The sequence below is a fragment of the Leifsonia sp. NPDC014704 genome (assembly GCF_043083605.1).
Lineage (GTDB): Bacteria > Actinomycetota > Actinomycetes > Actinomycetales > Microbacteriaceae > Leifsonia.
This window is the reverse complement of sequence record NZ_JBIBYW010000001.1, coordinates 68,385-89,661: the sequence shown is the minus strand read 5'-3', so window position 1 is coordinate 89,661 and position 21,277 is coordinate 68,385. Positions and strand designations below refer to the sequence as shown.

Below are 21,277 nucleotides of genomic sequence, written 5' to 3'. Positions count from 1 at the left end.
CGCACCCTCAGGCACCGGAGCGCGCGACCACCACGGCGAGTTCGGTTCGCGTCCGGACGCCCCACTTCGCACGGATCCCCGCGAGGGTGGACTTGACGGTCGTCTCCGCGACGAAGAACGTCTGGGCGAGCTCCGCATCGGAGGCCCCGTTCGTCACGGCAACGGCGAACTCACGTTCCCGAGGCGTGAGTTCCGCCATCTTCGCGGCGGCGTCGCGTCGGGCGGTCGCACTGCGCGCGTCACGGACCCAGGCGGAGAGCTGGCGCGCTGCGCGCGGCGAGAAGGCGGCATCGCCGGCCGCGACCTGACGGACTGCTTCGATGATCCGGTGCGGGTCCTCGTCCTTCAGCATGAACCCGGCTGCGCCGGCGCTCACGGCGTCAAGCACGCGGCCGTCCTCATCGAACGCCGTCATCATGAGGAACCGCGGACGAGCGCTGTCGAAGGATTCGACGACTGCGACGCCGTCCATCCGGGGCATTCGCACATCACAGAGGACGACGTCGGGATGGTGCAGGGCGACAGCCTGAGCGACCTCATCGCCGTCGGAACAGCGTCCGACGACGTCGATGTCGCCTGCAGCTCCGAGGATCGCGGCAACGCCGGCCGCGGCCATGGGATCGTCGTCGACGACAAGCACGCGGATGCGAGGGTCGGTCACAGACCGGAGTCTATCGAGCGGTGCCGCCGACCCGCGAAACTCAGCTCGCCGGGGACCACCACGGCAGCCACGCGACGATCGCGAAGGTGCCGTCCTGCGTTGTTCCGGCCTGGAAGGACCCTCCCACCAGGGCAACCCGTTCGCTCATGCCGGTGAGACCGTGTCCACCGCCGACCGAGGTCGGTTGTGCGCCTGGCGTCAGCCAGTTGGTGGTCGAGATGGTGAGACCCGCCCCCGGTGCGCCCCTGACCTCCAGACGGATCGGCGTGCCCGGCGCATGGCGTCGGGCGTTCGACAGCGACTCTTGAACGATCCGGTAACACGCGTGCGCGACCTGAGGATCGCAGGACGCAGGGTCCGTGATCACCAGCTGCGCCCGCACGTCCGCGCCCTCCCCCAGCGCAGCATCGACGAGCCCGGACAGATCTCCCAGACCGGTACCGCCTGCTCTCGGTGACGGATGCCGGAGGACCTGGACGACATCCCGGAGCTCGTCCAAGGAATGCTGCGCGGTCTCCCGAACCGCACGCGCTGCTGCCGCCGCCTTCTCATCCGTGCCTCCGACGGTCAGTTCCAGCGCTCCAGCATGCAGAGAGAGGGAGCTCAGCCGCGCCGCCAGCGTGTCGTGCAGCTCACGCGCCAGTTCCTGCCGCTCGCGCTCCCGCTCCACCTCGCGGTGGAGGAGCACGACATTCCGGTTGGCCGCCTCCGTGCCGCGCTGGGCGACATCGCGTTCGGACCGCAGCTGCCGAACGAACCCGAAAGCCGCGAACGGGACGACCATCACCCCAGCGACGATCGGCACGGCCCAGTACAGCGCCAAGCGTTCGGGCGTACCAGCGGCCGGTTCGCCGACGAAGTCCGAGAGCAGCGAGACGTGCGAAGCGACATCCCAGCAGAGCGCCACGACCGTCGCCAGGTAGGCGGCAGCCACGAATGCCCAACGCCTCCATCCCCTCGTCACGGCAGTCACCGCGGCGAGGCTGACGAGCGCGGGGAGGGGCGTCGTCGGGAAGAGGACCGCACCGCCGATGGCGAGTGAGGAGACGAGCACCGGGTATCGGTGACGCCACACGAGCATCACCGAGACGCCGATCATGGCGAATGCCCCGACGGTGGCGAGCAGCTGCACGGGTGGCGCGAAGGTCGACCCTTCGCCGGCGTGTATTCCGCCCGCCGAGATGGCGAGCAGAGCGCACAACACGGACAATGCAACCGAACCGACGAGCGACCACGCGCGCCGAGCGCGGGAAGGTTCCGCCGGGGTGCGCGGCCGCTGTGCGCTCGGTGCGCTCTGCGCGCTCGGCGCGGGCGGGGTGTGTGCCATGAACCGATCGTAGAGGCGGCGACTCGCCGCGCTGCACCGCCTTTCGGAGGGGCAGCGCCCCTCCTTTCGTCCGGCGGGCTCGGACCGAACCGGGGTGCCGAGACCCGCCCGCCTCACGATTCGCTTGGTGGGCCGAATAACCGGCATCGCATCCACCAGGAGGACCCATGTTCCGTCGAATCACCGCACTCGCCACCGTCGCCGCAGTTGCGACCGGGCTCGCACTCACCGGTTGCAGTAGCACACCGCAGCCCGCCGGTGGCGCCGCGGGCACAGGCAACGCGTCGGTGCCCGCTGCTTCGGCGCCCGCTGCTTCGAAGCCCTCGGCACCCGGCTTGAACACGCCCGTGAAGGTCGGCTCGTTCGAGTACACGGTCCTGGGGTCTCAGGACGCAGGCACCACCGTGGGATCATCTCCCCTGACACAGACCGCCCAGGGAACGTACCTCCAGGTGGATCTGAAGATCGCCAACACGGGCAACAGCGCCGCAACCTTCATCGTCAACTACGTGAAGCTCGTCGACGCCTCCGGGAAGACGTTCGACGCCGACCCGACCGCGACGCTCTACGCGAGCACGGACCAGAGTGCCTGGGTCGCCGGCATCAACCCCGGCAACGCGATTCAGGGTCCAATCCTCTTCGATGTCCCCGCGGGCACTCAGGCGGCCAGCATCCAGGTGAGCGACAACGCCTTCTCGAAGGGGCAGACCATCGCGCTGCACTGACGCGCCGGATCGATGGGGCGGTGGACGGTCGAGAGCCTCCACCGCCCCGCATTGGGGTGATGCTCGCCGACTTCTCGGCTGGCAGGCTGGCGGGATGGAAACTGCACCGATCACTGCCTGGACCCTTCACAACGAGATCCCCATTCCTGAGGATGTGACTCCTCTTCTCGTGGATGGGGAGCAGGCGGTGGCGGCATTCAAGACGTTCCGCGACTCGGCGATCTTCACCACCAAGCGACTGATCGTCCGCGACGCGCAGGGCGTCACCGGCAAGAAGGTGGAGATCTACTCCCTCCCCTACAGCTCCATCAACATGTGGTCGTCCGAGAACGCCGGCAAGCTCGATCTGAACGCCGAGATCGAGCTCTGGACGCGTGCAGGGCACATCAAGGTGAAGCTGGGCCGCGGCGCTGACGTTCGCCGGCTCGACAGCCTCATCGCCTGGGCGGTCCTGCACGCTCACTAACCCGACAGCGAGCGTGCATCTCCGATGTCCGCGGTCCCTGCGACGATTCCTCTGAACGCACGTTCGAGGGATCGGAGGCTGGGATGCGGGGCGAGGCGACCGTGCTGCACGCCGATCTCGACGCCTTCTACGCCTCGGTGGAGCAGCGGGATGCGCCCGAGCTCCGCGGCCGCCCGGTCATCGTCGGCGGCGGCGTCGTGCTCGCGGCCAGCTATGAGGCGAAGGCGCGCGGGGTGCGCACCGCGATGGGCGGCCGGCAGGCGCGCGACCTGTGTCCGGAGGCCGTCGTCGTCCCGCCCCGGATGGATGCATACTCCGCCGCGAGCAAGGACGTGTTCGCGATCTTCCGCGACACGACCCCGATCGTCGAGGGACTGTCGATCGACGAGGCCTTCCTCGAAGTCGGTGGGCTCCGACGAATCGCCGGCACACCCGAGCAGATCGCGACGCGGCTGCGGGAACGCGTTCGCGCGGAGGTCGGCCTCGCCATCTCGGTCGGGATCGCGCGGACCAAGTTCCTCGCCAAGGTCGCCAGCGCCGTCAGCAAGCCCGACGGCCTCATCCTGGTGGAACCCGATCGCGAGCAGGAGTTCTTGCTCCCCCTTCCCGTGGAACGTCTCTGGGGCGTCGGCGCCGTCACCGCCGAGAAGCTCCACCGTCTCGGCATCCGCACCGTCGGTCAGCTGGCCGAACTCGAAGAAGCCACTGCCGAACGCTTGCTGGGCAAAGCCACCGGCGCCCACCTGCACGCTCTGGCCCGGCTGCGCGACCCCCGTCCGGTCAACGCCACCAAGCGCCGCGGCTCCATCGGCTCGCAGCGCGCACTGGGAAGCCGGCCGCGCACCTCGGAGGAGCTCGACCTCATCCTGACCCAGATCATCGACCGCCTGGCGCGACGGCTGCGGGATGGGGATCGCACGTGTCGCACGATCGTGCTGCGGCTGCGCTTCGGCGACTTCACCCGAGCCACGCGATCGCGCACGCTCGGCTTCCCGTCAGACCGCACCTCGGTGCTGCTGACCGTGGCGCGCAGCCTGCTCGCCGCGGTCCAGCCCGAGATCGCCGAGCGGGGCATCACCCTGATCGGCATCTCACTCTCGCACCTGGGCCGGTCGGACACGTTCCAGCCCGAGCTACCCATCGACTGGGATGACGGCGCGCGTCTCGACACCGTGCTCGACGCCGTGCGCGACCGCTTCGGCGCAACCTCGGTCGCGCGCGCAGCACAACTGGGCCACGATCCCGGCTGGTCGACGCCGCTCCTGCCGGAACACCAGTAGCGCTGACTCGGGCCTCGACTCGGGTCGGCGAGTAGGGTCCAGAGGGAACGCGCCTCGTACATCAAGGGAGAACGGATGAGACCGCTTCGCTACTCCATCAACGTCACCCTCGACGGCTGCTGCCATCACGAGGCAGGGCTTCCGCCCGACGGGGACTCCATGCGTTTCTGGACCGCCGAGATGGAGCGTGCCGACGCCCTCATCTTCGGGCGGGTGACTTACGAGATGATGGAGTCGGCGTGGCGGCGGCCGGCCTCCGGCACCTGGCCCGAGTGGATGGACGACTCGCAGCTCCCCTTCGCCGAGGCCATCGATGGCGCGAGAAAGCACGTCGTGTCGAGCACGCTGACCGACGTCGACTGGAACGCCGAACTGCTGCAGGGCGACGTGGGGCAAGCGGTGGAACGGCTCAAGCAGCAACCCGGCGGAGGCCTGTTCGTGGGCGGGGTGACGCTCCCTCTCGCGCTGGCGGATCTGGGGCTGATCGACGAGTACGTGCTCGTCGTGCATCCCATTATCGCCGGACACGGGCCGACGCTGCTGGCGGGGCTGCGCGAGCGCATCCAGCTGGACCTCGTGGATCGCCAGGAGTTCCGGTCGGGGGTGACCGCGCTGCGATTCCACCCCCGTTAGCAGGAGCGCGGGATGATGGACCCATGCCCGCCCCTCACCGCCCCGGCCTCCAGGTCGACTCGGCACTCACCATCCCCGAGTCCGAGCTGTCGTGGCGGTTCTCGCGGTCGTCGGGCCCCGGCGGGCAAGGGGTGAACACGGCCGACTCGCGTGTGGAGCTCGTGTGGGATGTGGCGGGCTCCGCCGTCCTCTCCCCCGCGCAGCGCGAGAGGCTCCTCGAGCGTCTGGGCAGTCGCCTCGTCGACGGAAAGCTGACGATCGCCGCATCCGAGCACCGCGCACAGCTGCGCAACAGGGAGGCCGCGCGCGCTCGGCTGGCCGACATCGTGGCCGACGCCCTCCGGCCGCCCGCGGCACCGCGACGACCGACGAGGCCGAGTCGTGGCGCCAGGGAACGGCGTCTGGATGCGAAGAAGCGGCGCACGGACATCAAGCGGCTCCGTCGCCCTCCGCACGACTGAGCGTCTCGGGATTCCGGCAGAGCACCCACGGATCGCGACAGGAGACGTAGCCTCGCATCGTGAAACCGAAGTGGTTGTTCCTCGTCGTCGGCATCGTGCTCGGCCTCATCGGACTGCTGTGGACGCTTCAGGGGTTGAACGTGCTCGGCGGTTCCGTCATGAGCGGATCCCCGCTGTGGGGCACCATCGGCCCCATCGTGCTCATCGCGGGTGTCGTGCTGATCATCGTCGCGCTGGTGCGCCGGCGCCGGCGCTCAGACACCTGACGACGCCGGCCCCGCGGCGCAGAGGTGGATGCGGTGGCCGGGGGACGGAGCGGACGACCGCTCCTCCCCCGCACCGCCTCGGTGGGTTGGGTCAGACGCGCCGGCTTCCCGTGAGCATCCGGACGAGGAAGACGATGGCCGCGATGACAAGGAGCACGATCCCAACCCAGAGCAGGAAGTTCAGCGACGAGACGAACCCTCCCGTGAGCAGGAGGATGATGGCGATCACAGCGATGACAATGAGCAGGATATTCATCAGATGACCCTTTCTGGTTGGGGGTTGATGGCTCCACGCAACCACCGGCGGGGATGGGGCGCCTCACCCCTAGGGGTGTAATGTACGGCCATGTCGGCAGCCCCGGACGTAGCGACGAAGCCGTTCACGATCGCCCTCGTGGACGACTACGACGTCGTGCTGCTGGGCCTCGCGCACATGCTGGATGACTTCCGCGACCGGTTGGTCGTCGCCGAGATCGACGCGAACGCCCCGCTGGATGAGCCGATCGACGTCGTCCTGTACGACGCCTTCGCCCAGCCGGAGTCCGGTCACGCGCAGATCGGCGAGCTCGTGAGGAACCCCCGGGCTCGCCACGTCGTCGTCTACACGTGGAACTTCCATCCCGAACTCATCGAAAGCGCCAGCGCACAGGGCGTCCACGGCTACCTCTCAAAGACGCTCACAGCCTCAGAGCTGGTCGCCGCGCTGGAAGCCGTGAACTCCGGCCAGATCGTGGTGAGCGACTCTCCCGCGCGAGCCCGCAGTGCCGAGGAACTCGACTGGCCCGGCAAGCAGGAGGGAATCACCGACCGCGAGTCCGAGATCCTGGCCCTCATCACGCAAGGCAAGAGCAACGCCGCCGTCGCCGAGCTGACGTATCTCAGCCCGAACACGGTCAAATCGCACATCCGCAGTGTCTACCGCAAGATCGGGGCGAGCAGCCGGACGCAGGCGGTGCTGTGGGGTGTGGAGCACGGGTTCACGCCGGACCATCGGAGGATCGAGCGGTGGGTTGGTGGGCGGTGATGGGAGCGTCGTACCGAGGCCGGGTGGTCAGCCTGGAGCCCGTCCAGGAAGTCACGTACGAACCGACCCATCGGTGGGGGCGCTAGCGCAAGCGTCGATCACTGCTATTCCGCTCTCAACGGTTGAGCCAGCACCGGAGGGACTCGAACCCCCAACCGTTTCCTTAGGACGGAACTGCTCTTCCATTGAGCTACAGAGGCTGGCCCGTCGAGTCTACCGAACACCACGCCATCCCCTTCCCAAAAATCTAGCTATTCAGTGTTGCTATCTACCGGTACTCATGCTTACTATGTACCGGTAATCAGCAACACTGACTAGCAAGCAGGAAGGAGGGTCCCATGGGCAAGCAAGAGACCGAGATGCTCAAGGGGACGCTCGAGGGCATCGTGCTCGCCATCCTGTCGCGTCGGCCCGCATACGGGTACGAGATCACCGCATGGCTGCGCGACCAGGGGTTCGCCGACATCGCGGAGGGCACGATCTACGCCCTCCTCGTCCGGGTCGAACAGCGCGGGCTGGTGGATGTCGAGAAGGTTCCATCCGAGAAGGGTCCGCCCCGCAAGGTGTACTCCCTCAACGCCCGGGGTCGTGACTACCTCGAAGAGTTCTGGAGGACGTGGAGCTTCCTCGCAGAGCGGATCGAACAGCTCCACGAAGGAGACAACTGATCATGGCAGCGAAGTGGATCGAGACGATCACCGGATCCCTCGAACAGAAGAAGCAGTACCGGCAGTACAAGGCCCGCGTGCAGGCCCTGCCGGAGCCGTACCGCGGCGCCGCGAAGGCGTTCGAGCGGTACTTCATGTACAACGGCGGCATCACCGACGGCGACACGCTCGTCACGATGCTCACCGATTTCGCCGACCTGTTCGAGCGCGCCGCGGTCGACGGGACGCCGATCAGCGAACTCGTCGGGGGCGACCCCATCGACTTCGCCGAGACGTACACCGAGTCGTACGGCGGCACGAAGTGGATCGACAAGGAGCGGGCCCGCCTCATCAAGGCGGTCCAGGAGGCAGAACAGGAGGAGAAGAAATGAGCGCGACCGCGATCAGCGTCCGCGGCATCCAGAAGTCGTTCAAAGACGTCGAGGTGCTCCGCGGGGTCGACTTCGACGTGCAGGCAGGCACCATCTTCGCCCTGCTCGGCTCCAATGGGGCCGGCAAGACGACGCTGGTCCGCATCCTCAGCACGCTCCTCCGCGCGGACGGCGGCACTGCCACCGTGCAGGGGGTGGATGTGGCGGCCAAGCCGGGCGACGTCCGCGGCGCGATCAGCCTCACGGGGCAGTTCGCGGCGGTGGATGAGGTGCTCAGCGGACGCGAGAACCTCATCCTCATCGCCAAGCTCCGCCACCTGAAGGACCCGGCCGGCATCGCCGACGACCTCCTCGCCCGCTTCTCGCTCACCGACGCCGGCAAACGCAAGGCCTCCACCTACTCCGGTGGGATGCGGCGCCGGCTCGACATCGCGATGAGCCTGATCGGCAACCCGCCGATCATCTTCCTCGACGAGCCGACCACCGGACTCGACCCGCAGGCACGGATCGAGGTCTGGGACACGGTCAAGCGTCTCGCCGACCAAGGCACCACGGTGCTGCTCACCACGCAGTACCTGGACGAGGCGGAGCAGCTCGCCGACCGGATCGCCATCCTCCACAAGGGGACGATCATCCAGAACGGCACCCTCGACGAGCTCAAGCGGCTGCTCCCGGCCGCGAAGGTCGAATACGTCGAGAAGCAGCCGACGCTCGAGGAGGTCTTCCTCGCCCTCGTCGGCGACACGGGAGACGACAGCGCCGCCGGCGCCGACACCGACACCACCACCGACCGCACCGACGGCGCGGCCGCCACGGGAAGGAAAGCACGATGACCGCCACCGTTCTCAGCGACACCGGTGTGCTCACCGGGCGCTCGCTCCGCCACATCCTGCGCAGCCCCGACACCATCATCACCACCGCGGTCACGCCGATCGCGCTGATGCTGCTGTTCGTCTACGTGCTCGGCGGGGCGATCAACACCGGATCCAGCACGTCGTACGTCAACTACCTGCTGCCCGGCATCCTGCTCATCACGATCGCCTCCGGGGTCGCGTACACGTCGTACCGGCTGTTTCTCGACCTCCAGGGCGGCATCTTCGAGCGGTTCCAGTCGATGCCGATCGCCCGCAGCAGCGTGCTGTGGGGGCACGTGCTCACGTCCGTGGTCGCCAACATCGTCTCCATGGCGATCGTCATCGGCGTCGCACTGCTCATGGGCTTCCGCACCGGGGCGTCGGTGTGGGCGTGGCTCGGGATCGCCGGCATCCTCATCCTCTTCACCCTCGCCCTCACCTGGCTCGCGGTCATCGCGGGACTGTCGGCGAAGACGGTGGATGGGGCCAGCGCCTTCAGCTACCCGCTCATCTTCCTGCCCTTCATCAGCTCGGCGTTCGTTCCGACCACGTCGATGCCCGGCCCGGTCGCCTGGTTCGCCGAAAACCAGCCGGTCACGTCCATCGTCAACACCATCCGCGCACTGTTCGAGCAGCAGCCGGTCGGCAGCGACATCTGGATCGCCCTCGCCTGGCTCGTCGGCATCCTCGTCATCGCGTACGCCTTCGCGATGGTCATCTACCGCCGCAAGATCACCGCGGGTTGACCGGGGTCACCGCTGCCGGCCCCGGCACCGAACGGAAGGTTCCGACAGGACCTTCCGCTTCGGTCGTTAAGCAGCTCGGCTAGCGTGTAGGGCATGAACGCCCCCGTCGACATCGAAGTCGCGACCACGCTCAGCCCCACCGACCTGGATGCGATCGAGCGCCTCCTCCCCCAGCTCTCCTCCACCGCCGGTTACGACCGCGACCGGATGCGTGCGATGCTCAGCCATCCCGGAACGGATCTCCTCCTCGCCCGCGTCGACGGGCAGGTCGTCGGCATGGCGACACTCGCCACCTTCCCCCTCCCGACCGGCTGGCGCGGGCACGTCGACGACGTCGTGGTCGACGACGCGCAGCGTGGGAAGGGGATCGCGCGGCAGCTGCTCGAGGCGATCATCCACCTCGCGCGCGAACGCGGGCTGCGAACCCTCGACCTGACGTCACGACCCAGCCGCGCGGCGGCCATCCGCCTCTACGAATCCGTCGGCTTCGAGCGTCGGGACTCTGTGCTGATGCGCTTGCGGGCGTGAGGCGAACGGTTAGAAGCTCAGCCGGATCCCGATGTTCTCGCCGCGATCCTCGAATCCGAGCGACCGCGCCAGAGAGCGCGAGGCCGCGTTGCTCGCCAGGCTCCTCCAACGGGCGATGCCCGCCAGCGCGATCGCCTCATTCACCGCCGCCGCGGCAACCCGGCGGCCGTACCCTCTCCCCCTCGCTCCCGAGAGGGTGAGCACGCCGATGTCCGACGGCTCCTTCATCCAGACGCTCAGTCCGGCCGCAGCGACGAGCCGACCGTTGTCCCGCAGCCCGAACACCCTGGTCGCATCCGCCAGGCCCGACTCCTCGAACTCCCCCTCCCCGACCTCGTCTGCGAACAGCCGGATGTCGTGCTCCGAGACCACCTCGATGTCACGGCGATCAGACACAACGGGGTCGCTGCGGTACGAGTGGATGGCGGGCCCGAGGACGCGCGGCGAGAACGCGTCCAGGGCGCTGCGCCAACGACCCGTGTTCAACGCGTCCTCCGCCGTGGCCGCGCGCAGCACCGGCTCGAGCTTCGCCCGTTCCCCGCTCGGAGCGCGAAGTCGAACCACGCCAGGTCGGACGAGGACGTACACGCCGGGCCACGGGTCGCGCGCCCACGTCGTGTGGACGCCCGGCTCCCAGACCCGGGCGACCTCCACCTCGAAGACTTCGGCCCAGTATCCGTCGACGCGCGCCTCGGCCTCCGCCTTCATGCAGGCGTGCTCACCCGGCCAGCTGCAGCTCGTGGCGGCGCCACGGCTCCGTGAACTCCTCCCAGTTGGGGTCGTTCCAGCGCATGCTGATCAGCGACGCCATGTTCAGGTGCGGCTCCTTCAGCTCGAACGGGAGCTTCCAGCCCAGTTCGCTGAGCAGGCGGTCCGACTTGACGTTGTTGCAGCGGAAGCAGGCGACGACGACGTTGTCCCACGTGTGCGTACCGCCGCGAGCACGCGGGATGACGTGGTCGAGGGTGTCGCCGTACTTGCCGCAGTACGCGCACACGTGGCCGTAGCGCTCCAGCGCCGACTTGCGGGTCAGCGGGATGCGGCGGTGCGGCACCTTAATGTACTGGTTCAGGAGAACGACGCTCGGCGCATCCAGAACCAGGGAGCGGCTGTGCAGCTGCGCCCCGCTCCCGGCGATCGTCGACGCTTTGCCGCTCAGCACCAGCATGATCGCGCGTCGCGTCGCGATCACGCCGAGCGGTTCGTAGCTGGCGTTGAGAACCAGAGTCTTCATCTGCGGCCTTTCGGGACAAAAGGGAGGGTGCTCGGGCAAACAAAAAGGGCACTGTCCGTGCGGACAGCGCCCAAGGAGGAGGCGGCATGGTGGCGGCACGCCACATGGTGGCGGTGGCAGGCCTCGACGTGGTGGCGGCAGGCGAGGAAGTCTCCCCAGCGGGAGAGCGTGATGCTCGATCCCCCCGGGAGGCCGCACTCGTCCCACCCGGTCGCCTTCAGCGGCCCGGCGGAACGTGCTCCGGCCATCGGATCCTCCGATTCTGCGGCTGCATGACGCAGCGTCAGAACGCCAGGGTAACCCAGAAACGGCGCGCCACCTATTCGGGGCGCGCCGTTCCAGTGCTGTGGTGCGGAGTGTTCACCGGACGGAAACCGGTCAGGTCTGGTCTGGAGAGGATGCGGAGTGGGTTCGGAGGCCCGAGCCGCCTCAGATACCCAGCCGGACGATGTAGTAGTCGCTGGTCCAGATCGGGCGGATCGAGATCGACCGGCCGGTGTCCGGGGCGTCCATGATGTTGCCGTTGCCTGCGTAGAAACCGTCGTGGCCCGGCATGATCACCAGATCGCCCGGCTGGGCGTCGGCGATCGAGATGCGCTTGCCCATCGCGGCCTGACCCGACACCGAGTGCGGGAGGGAGATCCCGAACTGGGCGTACACGTACATGACGTAGCCGGAGCAGTCGAAGCCCGCGGGGCTGGCGCCGCCGTACACGTACGGGGTGCCGATGTACTGCTGGGCCACCGAGAACACCTGCGCGAGGCTGAAGCTCGGGTACGGCGGGTTGGCGAGGAAGTCGGAAACCGAGGGGCCGGTCGACTTGCTCGCGTAGGTGGCCAGCTCGACGGCGGCCTGACGGCGTGCGGCCTCTGCGGCGGCAGCAGCAGCGGCGGCGGCCTTCTGCTGGGCCAGCTGCTCCTCCGTGGTGGCGGAGGCGGCGTCACGGTTGACGGCCGACGCGGCGACACCGCCGACCTCGACGGTCTGCGACTGCGCCTTCTTCATCGAGTCGGCGGCGCTGGGACCGAAGCCCGCACTCTCGGCGTCGTTCGGGTTGAAAGCGAAAGCAGGGAGGGACATGGTCGCGATGATCCCGGTGGCGACGGTGATGACACCGGCGTTGAGGATCCATCCGCCCTTGCGCTTCTTCTTCGCCTGCGCGGCCGTGGAACCGGTGGCCGTGGTGACGGCGGTCGAGGCGGCGCGGCCGTTCGTGCGCGCCGGCGACGATGCCGTGCGGGACGACGCTGCGGTCTCACGCTGCACGCGCTGCGCGCGGCGGGACGCGGGAGTGGAAGGGGAAGAAGTGATGTCCGTGCTGCTCTGGTCCGGGTTCGAACGGTCCTGGAGGGGACCGGTCGTGCTCGAGTCTGCCAAAGTGTGACCTCCAACGCTCCGGCAGCACTAGGGAGCTGCCCCCGTCCGCACGAGTGGCTTCGGCTTCACGGATCGAGAGACGGGTATAGGGGGGGTGGAGCGTCTCGATCCAGGGTCCTGATGGGCCGGGTGGTGGCCCGTTCGGACTCGTAAGAGACTACGGGACGAGACCCCGTTTGTCACATCTTTTTGGCCGCTTTTTAACGAATCGGTAACGGGATTCAGGCGTCGACGAAGATGTGCGCGGCGAGTTCGTTGGGCAGTTCGAGCCCGGTCTCGAACCCGTCGATCTGCACGGCGACGTACGATCCGGCGGCGGAGAAAGTGCCGGTCGAGCCCGGAAAAACACCCGCCTGCTTGAGCTGCAGGAGGAGTTCGGGATCGACCTGGGCCGGCTCGCCGAGACGACGGATCCTGGCAGTCACCCCCGAATCGCTGCTGCGGACGACATCGACCAGGTTGATCAGGTCTTCGGTGGAAAGGGAGGAGTCAGGGGCACCCAGTTCGCCAAGTCCGGGGATCGGGTTGCCATACGGCGACTCGGTCGGGTGGCCGAGCATGGTGAGCAGCTTGCGCTCCACCTGCTCGCTCATCACGTGCTCCCAGCGGCACGCCTCTTCGTGCACGTACTCCCATTCGAGCTCGATGACGTCGCTCAGCAGGCGCTCCGCGAGGCGGTGCTTGCGCATGACGTGCACGGCCTTGCGGCGGCCGTCGTCGGTGAGCTCCAGGTGGCGGTCGCCGGAGACGACGACGAGTCCATCGCGCTCCATACGGCCGACGGTCTGCGAGACGGTCGGACCGGAGTGGCCGAGACGCTCGGAGATGCGCGCACGCAGGGGGACGATGTTGTCCTCCTCCAGCTCCAGGATGGTGCGAAGGTACATCTCGGTCGTATCGATCAGATCGGTCATGAACCCCTCCACGTGACGGCGAGCGAACGTCGGATAATCAGCCTACTTGGTGCGGCTGACAGCCTGGCGCAGGCCCGGGCGGAGCGCCGGTACGCGCCGTCCTGGACGTGCAACAGCCAATACACTTCAGTTATGCCGGACGTCACGATCCCCTCTGAGCTGCTGCCCGCCGACGGTCGATTCGGATGCGGACCCTCCAAGGTCCGCCCCGAGCAGGTCGCCTACCTGGCCGGCGCCGGTGCGGAGCTGCTAGGCACCTCCCACCGCCAGGCACCGGTCAAGAACCTGGTGGGCCGCGTGCGCGAGGCCCTCGGCGAGCTGTTCCGCCTGCCCGAGGGCTACGAGGTCGTCATCGGCAACGGCGGCTCGACGGCGTTCTGGGATGCGGCCGCGTTCGGACTCATCGAGAAGCGCAGCGAGAACCTCGTCTTCGGCGAGTTCGGCGGCAAGTTCGCCAAGGCGGCGCAGACGCCGTGGCTGGACGCCCCGCACGTCATCGAGGCGCCGGGCGGCTCCCGCAGCGAGGTCGAGGTCGTGGAGGGTGTCGACCTGTACGCGTGGCCGCACAACGAGACGTCCACCGGTGTCATGGCCCCGGTCCGTCGCGTCCACGGCGACGAGGGTGCTCTCACGGTGATCGACGCGACCAGCGCCGCCGGAGGCGTCGACCTCGACGTCAGCGAGGCGGACGTCTACTACTTCGCGCCGCAGAAGAACTTCGCGTCGGACGGCGGCCTCTGGCTGGCCCTCTTCTCCCCCGCCGCCCTGGAGCGCGTCGAGCGCATCGCCGCGAGCGACCGCTACATTCCCGAGTTCCTGAGCCTCAAGAACGCGGTCGACAACTCGCGCCTCAACCAGACGCTGAACACCCCGGCGATCGCGACGCTGGTGCTGCTCGAGAACCAGCTCGAGTGGATGAACGGCAACGGCGGCCTCGCCTGGGCCGACGCCCGCACCCGCGAGTCGTCGGGCGCGCTCTACTCCTGGGCCGAGTCGGTCGAGTACGCGACTCCGTTCGTCGCCGACCCCGACCACCGGTCGCAGGTCGTCGTCACGATCGACTTCGACGAGCGCGTGGATGCGGCAGCCGTCGCGAAGACGCTGCGGGCCAACGGCGTGGTCGACACGGAGCCGTACCGCAAGCTCGGCCGCAACCAGCTCCGCGTCGCGACCTTCACCGCGATCGAGCCGGCGGATGTGCGCGCCCTGATCGGCTGCATCGAATACGTGGTCGAGCGGCTGGGCTGAGCGCGCGATGCGCCTCTGGCTCCGCGACGACGAACGTCGGCCCGACCCGGTCCCCGTGAAGACGGATGACCGGCGGGCCGTCGTCGTCGGGCTAGCCCTGTGGCTGATCGCCCTCGTCGTCGTGCTCATCGCCGGCGGACCGGTCGTCGCCTCCGGCACCTGGCTCTGGACCATCGTCGTCGGACTCGTCCTCGGCGTCCTCGGACTCGGCTACCTCACCGTCAAGCGCCGCCACTGAGGCGTCGGGCTCGTCGTCCGAGTCCTCGTCGTCGTCCGAGTCGTCGTCCGAGTCCTCGTCGTCGTCCGACTCGTCGTCATCCGCGTCGTCGTCTTCGTCGTCCGCGTCCTCGTCGGCGAGCGCCGCCGCTTCCTCCGCCTCGAGGTCGAGGTCGCTGTCGACGTCGGTCTCCTCGTCGAAGTCCACGTCGACGCTGTCGATATCGACGCCGTCCACGTCGTCGTCGTCGTGCAGGTCGTGAACGTCGTGGTCGTCCTCGGCGTCGTCGAAGCCCTCCTCGGACTCGTCGTCGCCCTCGTCGTCGCCCTCGTCGTCGCCGTCGTCCGCGTCCTCGTCGTCCTCCGACTCGGTCTCCGCACCGGCGTTCGCCTCCTGCGCGGCCTGGTACTCGGCCAGGCGCTCCGACCACGGCACCCAGTCGGGCGCGAGCAGCGAACCGTCACCGGGCATGAGCTCGGCTTCGAGAACGGTCGGCTCGTCGTCGTCGCTCGCGCGGCCGACCGTGACGGTCCAGCGCCAGTCCGGGTATCCCGGCAGGCGGCTGGCGAACAGCAGGGAGACGACGCCCGGCGCCTCGACGACGTGGCCGAGGGGCTCGCCGATCGTGTTCTCCGGCGTGATCTCGCCCAGTGCCTGAAGCGCCAGCGGGACAGCGGCGAGCAGCTCGGGATCGGCCACCAGCGGTTCAGCCGGTTCCGCCTCCTCGATCACCTCGACGATCTCGGTCTCCTCGACCTCGATCTCCTCGACGTCGACGTCCGTAGCATCAGAGACCTCGGTCGCATCGCCGCCCTCCGGCACCGCCTCGCTCTCGACCGCCTCGGCGGCCGGGTCGACCTCGTCGCCGTGCTCAGGCATCCAGGTCGTCCGCGACCTTGCGCAGCACGGCGGCGATCTTCGCGCCGTGCGCCTTGTCGGGGTACTTGCCGCGGCGCAGGTTCGCGCCGATGCCGTCGAGCAGCTTCACGAGGTCCTCGACGATGATCGCCATGTCGTCGGCCGACTTGCGCTTCATCTTCACCAGGCTCGGCGGAGCTTCCAGGACGCGCACGGACAGCGCCTGCGCACCCCGCTTGCCGTCGGCGATGCCGAACTCCAGACGGGTTCCCGATTTGACGACGGCACCGGCGGGAAGCGCCGAGGCGTGCAGGAAGACTTCCTGGCCGTCATCGGAGCTGATGAAGCCGAAGCCTTTCTCCTCGTCGTAGAACTTGACCTTGCCGGTTGGCATGGGAACCTCACTTCGCATGGGGGATCGTATGACCAACCTCAATTATCCTTGATTTCGTGACCCAACAGACCCCGCCGCCGGCATCGCGGCTCCAGCGCATCCTTGCGTACATCATCGCTGCGCTCGTCATCGTCTCCCTGGTCTGCATCGCGGCCATCCTCATCGGCACCGCAGCGGGTCAGTTCGCCGCCCAGGGATCGGGTCAGGGCCTCTGGCCGACGGTCTTCCTCTTCCCCTACGCCGCCCTCCCGATCGCGTTCGTGCTGATCATCGTGCTGATCATCGTCAGCGCCCGCCGCAACCGCGCGCTCAACCGGGCGAACGGCACGCCCGGGGCCGCGCCCGCCGGACCCAAGGGCCGGCGCTAGGGGCCGGGGCGACCGGCGGTTCGGCGCCATGACGACCACGCTCGCTCTCGCAGCACGACTGCGGGAGCTGGATGACGCTGCGCTCGTCTCCGCGCTGCACCAGCGCACCTACCGCCGGACGGGAGTGTCCGACTTCTTCGACCTGGCGGACGCCCTGCTCGAAGCGGACTCCCTCCAGCGCGCCCTGACCCCGCTCGACCGGACGCGCCTCGGCGCGCTCGTCGCGCTGGGCAGCGGCGGCGGGCCGCTGACCGCCGAGGAGCTCGCGGACCGGCTGACCCGCGAGCCCGCGACCGCCGGAACCACCGCCGAGGCGACCGCGGCCGCCCTCGTCGACCTGGACGGCCTCCTGCTCGTCCATCCCGCCGATGCCGACGCCGCCTCCGACACCGCCTCTGCTGCGCCGGTCGAACGCGTCGTGGTCTACGTCGCCGTGACCGAGCACCTCGCCTCCTGGCCGGGCTCCGGGCTCCCGTCGCCCGCCGAGCTGCTCAGCACCCCGCCTCCGCCCGCGCTGGCGCCTGTGCCGGACACGGAGAGCCGCTTCACCGACCGCCTCGCCTCCGAGCGCGCCTTCGAGGCCGTGACGGCCGTGTCCGAGCTGCTCGCGGAACTCGCGCGCGAGGGCGCCCGCCGGCTGCAGAAGGGCGGACTCGCGCTCCCGGCGGTCAAGCGCCTGGCCGAGGCCCTCTCGGTGGAGGCGGACGTCGTCCCCGTGGTCCTCTCCGCCGCCGAGCGCGCCGGACTCGTGGCCGTCGACGACGGGATGTGGCTGCCGACCGAGGCCGCCGCGGACTGGTCGCACTCCCCCACCCGCGACCGCTGGCGTGCCCTCGCCGCGGCGTGGCTCGACGCCCTCCCGGCCGACCTCCGGACGCTGCTCGCACTCCGCAGCCGCGCCGCGTGGGGCGACAGCCTGCGCGAGCACGTCGCCTGGCTGTACCCGGCCGCTGTCGAAGAGGCGCGAAGGCGCGTGGATGCGCACACGCGCCTCGCGGAATGGCTCGGCGTCACCGCGCACCAGGCGCCGTCGTCCGCGGGAACCGCCCTGGTCGAGGACGGCCCGGAAGCCGCGACCGAGGTCATGGCCGCCGCATTCCCGGCCGAGGTCGACCGCGTCTACCTGCAACACGACCTCACCATCGTCTCCCCCGGGCCGCTGGCGCCGGAGATCGAAGGCCGCCTGCGCGGGATCGCCGACCTCGAGTCCCGAGCCCTCGCCGCGACCTTCCGACTCTCCGCCGCGTCGGTCGACCGTGCGCTGACGGCGGGCGAGACGGCGGACGGCATCCGCGAGTTCCTCAGCACGATCTCGCTGACCGGACTCCCGCAGCCGATCGAGTACCTGATCGCCGATGCCGCCGAGCGGCACGGGCGCGTCCGCGTGCACGAGGCGGAGCGCGAGAATGTGCGGTCGGCGGTCCGTTCGACGGACGCGACGCTGCTCCGCAGCATCCAGATCGACCAAGCGCTCAGCTCCCTGCGCCTCATCCCGACCGGCGACGGCGAACTGGTGAGCCGGTACCCGCGGGATGTGGTGTTCTGGGCACTCAGCGACGCGCGCTACCCGGTGGTGGCGGAGGACGCGGACGGCCGCGAGGTGACGCTGCGTCGACAGCGGTTCGCGCATCCCCGGGCCGCCGAAGAGGCCGACCGCGACGCCGAACTGGTCGCGCGGCTGCGGCAGGCCGAGGACGACGCCGGCGAGGACACGGGCGAGCGCTGGCTCGCGCGGCAGCTGGATGCGGCGGTCAAGTCGCGCCAGACGGTCATCGTCGAGGTGGCCATGCCCGGCGGCGACGTCGTCGACTACCTGCTGGAGCCGACCGGCGTCGGCGGTGGCCGGCTGCGCGGACGCGACCGTGCAGCGGACATCGAGCGGACGCTCCCGCTCTCCAGCATCCGGGGCGTGCGGCCGGCGCCGTGATCGCGGCGGCCGCGTCCGGTTCCCGGCCACCCGGCCGAACCCCAGGGCGCAGGGCGTAGGCTGGTGAGCTATGTCCGATGGCCCCCTGATCGTCCAGAGCGACCGCACCGTCCTGCTGGAGGTCGCGCACCCGGAGGCGGAGGACGCACGCCACGACCTCGCCGTATTCGCCGAGCTGGAGCGTGCGCCCGAGCACATCCACACCTACCGCATCACCCGGCTGGGGCTGTGGAACGCGCGGGCCGCCGGGCACACCGCGGAGGACATGCTGGGGACGCTCGAGCGGTACTCGAAGTTCCCCATCCCGCAGACGGTGTCCGTCGACGTCTCCGAGACCGTCGCGCGCTACGGGCGGCTCGTGATCGAGCGTGACGACGAGGGGACGCTGCTGCTCCGCTCCCGCGACCTGGCCGTGCTGACGGAGGTCGCGAGCGCCAAGCGGATCGCTCCGCTGCTGCTGCAGCGCCGCGACGACACGACGTTCGTCGTGGAAGCGTGGGCGCGCGGGCACCTGAAGCAGGAGCTGGTCAAGCTCGGCTGGCCGGCGGAGGACCTCGCCGGGTACACGCCGGGCACACCGCACGAGATGGGGCTAAAGGAGGACGGCTGGGCGCTGCGCGACTACCAGCGCAAGGCAGTCACCAACTTCTTCGACGGCGGCTCCGGAGTCGTGGTGCTCCCCTGCGGCGCGGGTAAGACGCTCGTCGGCGCTGGCGCGATGGCGACCGCGAAGACCACGACGCTCATCCTCGTCACCAACACCGTGTCGGCCCGGCAGTGGCGCGACGAGCTGCTGCGCCGCACGACGCTGACGGCGGAGGAGATCGGCGAGTACTCGGGGCAGGTGAAGGAGGTCAAGCCGGTCACGATCGCGACCTACCAGATCCTCACCGCGAAGAGAAAGGGCGAGTACGCGCACCTGGCGCTGCTCGACGCACTCGACTGGGGCCTCGTGGTCTATGACGAGGTGCACCTTCTTCCCGCGCCCGTGTTCAAGCTGACGGCCGAGCTGCAGGCCCGCCGCCGCCTCGGCCTGACCGCGACGCTGGTGCGCGAAGACGGCCGCGAGGGCGATGTGTTCAGCCTCATCGGCCCGAAGCGCTTCGACGCTCCGTGGAAGGAGATCGAGGCGCAAGGCTTCATCTCGCCGGCCGCCTGCTACGAGGTGCGCGTCGACCTGCCGCCGTCGGATCGGCTCAGCTACGCCGCCGCCCCCGACGACGAGCGGTACCGCCTCGCGGCGACGGCCCCCGCGAAACTCGACATCGTGCGCCAGTTGGTCGCGCGGCACGAGGGTGAGCGCATCCTGATCATCGGCCAGTACCTCGACCAGATCGACGAGCTCGCAGAGGCGCTCGACGCCCCGCAGCTGACCGGCGCGACACCGGTGGACGAGCGGGAGCGGCTCTATCAGGAGTTCCGCGACGGCAGGACGAAGGTGCTCGTGGTCAGCAAGGTCGCGAACTTCTCTGTGGACCTGCCCGAGGCGACCGTCGCCATCCAGGTGTCCGGCTCGTACGGCAGCCGTCAGGAGGAGGCGCAGCGCCTCGGACGTCTGCTGCGGCCCAAGGAGTCGGGGCTGTCGGCGAACTTCTACACGCTGGTCGCCCGCGACACGGTCGATCAGGACTTCGCGCAGAACCGCCAGCGGTTCCTCGCCGAACAGGGCTACTCGTACACGATCCTGGACGCGCACGCGCTGCAGGCGGCGTAGCGCGTCGCCCGGCGTCGCCCTCCCCGCGCCTGCCCGCGACATCTGCCCGCGCGAGATTTGCGCCAAATCGCGGTTATCGACGCCGCATAACCGAGATTTGGCGCACATCTCGGGCGTTCAGTGGGCGGGCGGCGGCGAGGTCAGCGCAGGATGCGGGCGAGCGTCGCACGCGCCTCGGGGTCCGCGGGGCGGTCGTGGAGCGTGATGGCGGCCTTCCAGAGGGCCCAGCCGCGCCCCCGGGACCACGTGTCGTCGTCGAGGCCGACGGTGTCGACAAAAGCATCGCGGGCCGCGCCCTCGAACATCGTCCAGGCGGGCACGAGATCGCAAGCGGGGTCTCCGACACCGGACGTGCCGAAGTCGATCACCGCGGACAGCGCGCCCGACCCATCCGTCAGCAGGTTGCCCGGCGCGACGTCACCGTGGAACCACACCGGCGGCCGACCCCAGCGGGATGCGGTGGCCTCGGCCCACAGGCCGCGTGCGCGGTCGGCGTCAGCGCGCGGGAGCAGCGTGAACGCGGCGAGCGCCTCCTCGCCGTAGACGTCCGGCGGAGCGCCGCGGAAGAAGTTGTGCGTCCCAGGCTGGGGTGCACCCACGGTCGGCGCCTCCCGCAGGGCGACGAGGAAGCGCCCGATCGCCTCCGCGAGCACAGCATCCCGCGACACATCGCCGAGCAGCACCACCGGGCGACCGGGCAGCCACCGGTACACCGACCATGGCAGCGGGTACTCCTCCGTCGGTGCGCCCGCGGCGACGGGCTGCGGGATGGGCAACGGCAGCAGCGGGGCCAGCCGCGGCAGCCACTCCTGCTCCTTCGCGACCTGCTCGCGATAGCCGGCGGCGCTCGGCAGCCGGACGCTCAGCTCCTCGCCAAGGCGGAACGTCCGGTTGTCCCAGCCGTCGTGTTCGACCGGCAGGATGGGCAGCCCCCGCCACTGCGGGAACTGGCCGTCGACGAGACGGCGCACCACACCCGCGTCGATCACCGGCCGCAGCTCGGCGGTCACAGCATC

Annotated in this window: 26 protein-coding genes, 1 tRNA gene and 1 pseudogene; 17 read left to right on the top strand and 11 right to left on the bottom strand. The window is 69.4% G+C overall.

Annotation, left to right across the window (positions count from 1 at the left end):
* Positions 1-7: 7 nt before the first annotated feature.
* Both ACF1AJ_RS00515 and ACF1AJ_RS00510 read right to left on the bottom strand, forming a co-directional pair.
* Positions 8-661 (bottom strand): response regulator, encoded by a 654-nt coding sequence (locus ACF1AJ_RS00515; protein WP_391505678.1) that lies wholly within the window; start codon positions 659-661, stop codon positions 8-10.
* Between the two features lie 40 nt (positions 662-701).
* Positions 702-1,988, bottom strand: coding sequence for a sensor histidine kinase (locus ACF1AJ_RS00510; RefSeq protein ID WP_391505677.1), 1,287 nt, complete (start codon positions 1,986-1,988; stop codon positions 702-704).
* 167 nt (positions 1,989-2,155) lie between these two features.
* Between ACF1AJ_RS00510 and ACF1AJ_RS00505 the strand changes: the two genes are divergently transcribed.
* The 6 genes from ACF1AJ_RS00505 to ACF1AJ_RS00480 all read left to right on the top strand — a co-directional run bounded on the left by ACF1AJ_RS00505 (position 2,156) and on the right by ACF1AJ_RS00480 (position 5,819).
* Complete coding sequence (locus ACF1AJ_RS00505; protein ID WP_391505676.1) at positions 2,156-2,713, top strand: DUF4352 domain-containing protein; 558 nt, start codon at positions 2,156-2,158, stop codon at positions 2,711-2,713.
* 94 nt (positions 2,714-2,807) lie between these two features.
* Positions 2,808-3,179: a PH domain-containing protein gene (locus ACF1AJ_RS00500; RefSeq protein ID WP_089876784.1), complete on the top strand. Its 372-nt coding sequence runs from the start codon at positions 2,808-2,810 to the stop codon at positions 3,177-3,179.
* Between the two features lie 83 nt (positions 3,180-3,262).
* Positions 3,263-4,459: a DNA polymerase IV gene (gene dinB / locus ACF1AJ_RS00495; protein WP_391505675.1), complete on the top strand. Its 1,197-nt coding sequence runs from the start codon at positions 3,263-3,265 to the stop codon at positions 4,457-4,459.
* A 75-nt stretch (positions 4,460-4,534) separates the two neighbouring features.
* Positions 4,535-5,092: a dihydrofolate reductase family protein gene (locus ACF1AJ_RS00490; protein ID WP_391505674.1), complete on the top strand. Its 558-nt coding sequence runs from the start codon at positions 4,535-4,537 to the stop codon at positions 5,090-5,092.
* A gap of 23 nt (positions 5,093-5,115) precedes the next feature.
* Positions 5,116-5,553, top strand: coding sequence for an alternative ribosome rescue aminoacyl-tRNA hydrolase ArfB (gene arfB, locus ACF1AJ_RS00485; RefSeq protein ID WP_391505673.1), 438 nt, complete (start codon positions 5,116-5,118; stop codon positions 5,551-5,553).
* A gap of 59 nt (positions 5,554-5,612) precedes the next feature.
* Complete coding sequence (locus ACF1AJ_RS00480) at positions 5,613-5,819, top strand: hypothetical protein (protein WP_391505672.1); 207 nt, start codon at positions 5,613-5,615, stop codon at positions 5,817-5,819.
* A gap of 91 nt (positions 5,820-5,910) precedes the next feature.
* Here ACF1AJ_RS00480 and ACF1AJ_RS00475 read toward each other — a convergent pair whose 3' ends face one another.
* Entirely contained in the window at positions 5,911-6,075 is a 165-nt protein-coding gene (locus ACF1AJ_RS00475) for a hypothetical protein (protein WP_309860526.1), read from the bottom strand.
* Positions 6,076-6,165: 90 nt separating this feature from the next.
* Between ACF1AJ_RS00475 and ACF1AJ_RS00470 the strand changes: the two genes are divergently transcribed.
* On the top strand, positions 6,166-6,843 hold the full coding sequence (locus ACF1AJ_RS00470; RefSeq protein WP_391505671.1) for a DNA-binding response regulator: 678 nt from the start codon (positions 6,166-6,168) through the stop codon (positions 6,841-6,843).
* 127 nt (positions 6,844-6,970) lie between these two features.
* Here the strand turns inward: ACF1AJ_RS00470 and ACF1AJ_RS00465 are convergent.
* Positions 6,971-7,045, bottom strand: a tRNA-Arg gene (locus ACF1AJ_RS00465).
* A 136-nt stretch (positions 7,046-7,181) separates the two neighbouring features.
* Here ACF1AJ_RS00465 and ACF1AJ_RS00460 point away from each other — a divergent pair.
* The 5 genes from ACF1AJ_RS00460 (at position 7,182) to ACF1AJ_RS00440 (ending at position 10,010) form a co-directional block, all read left to right on the top strand.
* Positions 7,182-7,511: a PadR family transcriptional regulator gene (locus ACF1AJ_RS00460; RefSeq protein WP_020077087.1), complete on the top strand. Its 330-nt coding sequence runs from the start codon at positions 7,182-7,184 to the stop codon at positions 7,509-7,511.
* A gap of 2 nt (positions 7,512-7,513) precedes the next feature.
* On the top strand, positions 7,514-7,882 hold the full coding sequence (locus tag ACF1AJ_RS00455) for a DUF1048 domain-containing protein (RefSeq protein ID WP_391505670.1): 369 nt from the start codon (positions 7,514-7,516) through the stop codon (positions 7,880-7,882).
* Positions 7,879-8,715 (top strand): ABC transporter ATP-binding protein, encoded by an 837-nt coding sequence (locus ACF1AJ_RS00450; protein WP_391505669.1) that lies wholly within the window; start codon positions 7,879-7,881, stop codon positions 8,713-8,715. Before ACF1AJ_RS00455 ends, ACF1AJ_RS00450 begins: the two co-directional genes overlap by 4 nt.
* Complete coding sequence (locus ACF1AJ_RS00445; protein WP_391505668.1) at positions 8,712-9,482, top strand: ABC transporter permease; 771 nt, start codon at positions 8,712-8,714, stop codon at positions 9,480-9,482. Before ACF1AJ_RS00450 ends, ACF1AJ_RS00445 begins: the two co-directional genes overlap by 4 nt.
* 93 nt (positions 9,483-9,575) lie before the next feature.
* Complete coding sequence (locus ACF1AJ_RS00440) at positions 9,576-10,010, top strand: GNAT family N-acetyltransferase (protein ID WP_391505667.1); 435 nt, start codon at positions 9,576-9,578, stop codon at positions 10,008-10,010.
* Positions 10,011-10,019: 9 nt separating this feature from the next.
* Here ACF1AJ_RS00440 and ACF1AJ_RS00435 read toward each other — a convergent pair whose 3' ends face one another.
* From ACF1AJ_RS00435 to ACF1AJ_RS00420, 4 genes are all read right to left on the bottom strand, one after another.
* Positions 10,020-10,718 (bottom strand): GNAT family N-acetyltransferase, encoded by a 699-nt coding sequence (locus tag ACF1AJ_RS00435; RefSeq protein WP_391505666.1) that lies wholly within the window; start codon positions 10,716-10,718, stop codon positions 10,020-10,022.
* A 10-nt stretch (positions 10,719-10,728) separates the two neighbouring features.
* On the bottom strand, positions 10,729-11,244 hold the full coding sequence (locus tag ACF1AJ_RS00430) for an HNH endonuclease (protein ID WP_309860578.1): 516 nt from the start codon (positions 11,242-11,244) through the stop codon (positions 10,729-10,731).
* Between the two features lie 429 nt (positions 11,245-11,673).
* Positions 11,674-12,621: a C40 family peptidase gene (locus ACF1AJ_RS00425; RefSeq protein WP_391505665.1), complete on the bottom strand. Its 948-nt coding sequence runs from the start codon at positions 12,619-12,621 to the stop codon at positions 11,674-11,676.
* 221 nt (positions 12,622-12,842) lie between these two features.
* Positions 12,843-13,535 (bottom strand): metal-dependent transcriptional regulator, encoded by a 693-nt coding sequence (locus ACF1AJ_RS00420; RefSeq protein WP_309860580.1) that lies wholly within the window; start codon positions 13,533-13,535, stop codon positions 12,843-12,845.
* 132 nt (positions 13,536-13,667) lie between these two features.
* On the opposite strand from ACF1AJ_RS00420, the gene serC reads away from it, so the two are divergent.
* Both serC and ACF1AJ_RS00410 read left to right on the top strand, forming a co-directional pair.
* Positions 13,668-14,783: a phosphoserine transaminase gene (gene serC, locus ACF1AJ_RS00415; RefSeq protein ID WP_391505664.1), complete on the top strand. Its 1,116-nt coding sequence runs from the start codon at positions 13,668-13,670 to the stop codon at positions 14,781-14,783.
* Between the two features lie 7 nt (positions 14,784-14,790).
* A pseudogene (locus ACF1AJ_RS00410) lies at positions 14,791-14,955 on the top strand (DUF2530 domain-containing protein); the annotation flags it as partial.
* On the opposite strand, the gene ACF1AJ_RS00405 reads toward ACF1AJ_RS00410, so the two are convergent.
* The gene (locus ACF1AJ_RS00405; RefSeq protein ID WP_391505663.1) at positions 14,875-15,879 is read right to left on the bottom strand and encodes a DUF3027 domain-containing protein; all 1,005 of its coding nucleotides are present in this window, start codon (positions 15,877-15,879) and stop codon (positions 14,875-14,877) included. The pseudogene ACF1AJ_RS00410 and the gene ACF1AJ_RS00405 overlap by 81 nt on opposite strands.
* The gene (locus ACF1AJ_RS00400) at positions 15,872-16,252 is read right to left on the bottom strand and encodes a cold-shock protein (protein ID WP_020077081.1); all 381 of its coding nucleotides are present in this window, start codon (positions 16,250-16,252) and stop codon (positions 15,872-15,874) included. The genes ACF1AJ_RS00405 and ACF1AJ_RS00400 overlap by 8 nt, the downstream gene beginning before the upstream one ends.
* A gap of 56 nt (positions 16,253-16,308) precedes the next feature.
* Here ACF1AJ_RS00400 and ACF1AJ_RS00395 point away from each other — a divergent pair, with 56 nt between their 5' ends.
* The 3 genes from ACF1AJ_RS00395 (at position 16,309) to ACF1AJ_RS00385 (ending at position 20,261) form a co-directional block, all read left to right on the top strand.
* Positions 16,309-16,620 (top strand): hypothetical protein, encoded by a 312-nt coding sequence (locus ACF1AJ_RS00395; RefSeq protein ID WP_391505662.1) that lies wholly within the window; start codon positions 16,309-16,311, stop codon positions 16,618-16,620.
* A 28-nt stretch (positions 16,621-16,648) separates the two neighbouring features.
* Positions 16,649-18,547 carry a helicase-associated domain-containing protein gene (locus ACF1AJ_RS00390; RefSeq protein ID WP_391505661.1) on the top strand — a complete coding sequence of 633 codons (1,899 nt, stop codon included), beginning with the start codon at positions 16,649-16,651 and terminating at the stop codon, positions 18,545-18,547.
* A 70-nt stretch (positions 18,548-18,617) separates the two neighbouring features.
* Positions 18,618-20,261 carry a DNA repair helicase XPB gene (locus tag ACF1AJ_RS00385; RefSeq protein WP_391505660.1) on the top strand — a complete coding sequence of 548 codons (1,644 nt, stop codon included), beginning with the start codon at positions 18,618-18,620 and terminating at the stop codon, positions 20,259-20,261.
* A gap of 140 nt (positions 20,262-20,401) precedes the next feature.
* Here ACF1AJ_RS00385 and ACF1AJ_RS00380 read toward each other — a convergent pair whose 3' ends face one another.
* On the bottom strand, positions 20,402-21,271 hold the full coding sequence (locus ACF1AJ_RS00380; protein ID WP_391505659.1) for an aminoglycoside phosphotransferase family protein: 870 nt from the start codon (positions 21,269-21,271) through the stop codon (positions 20,402-20,404).
* Positions 21,272-21,277 lie beyond the last annotated feature (6 nt).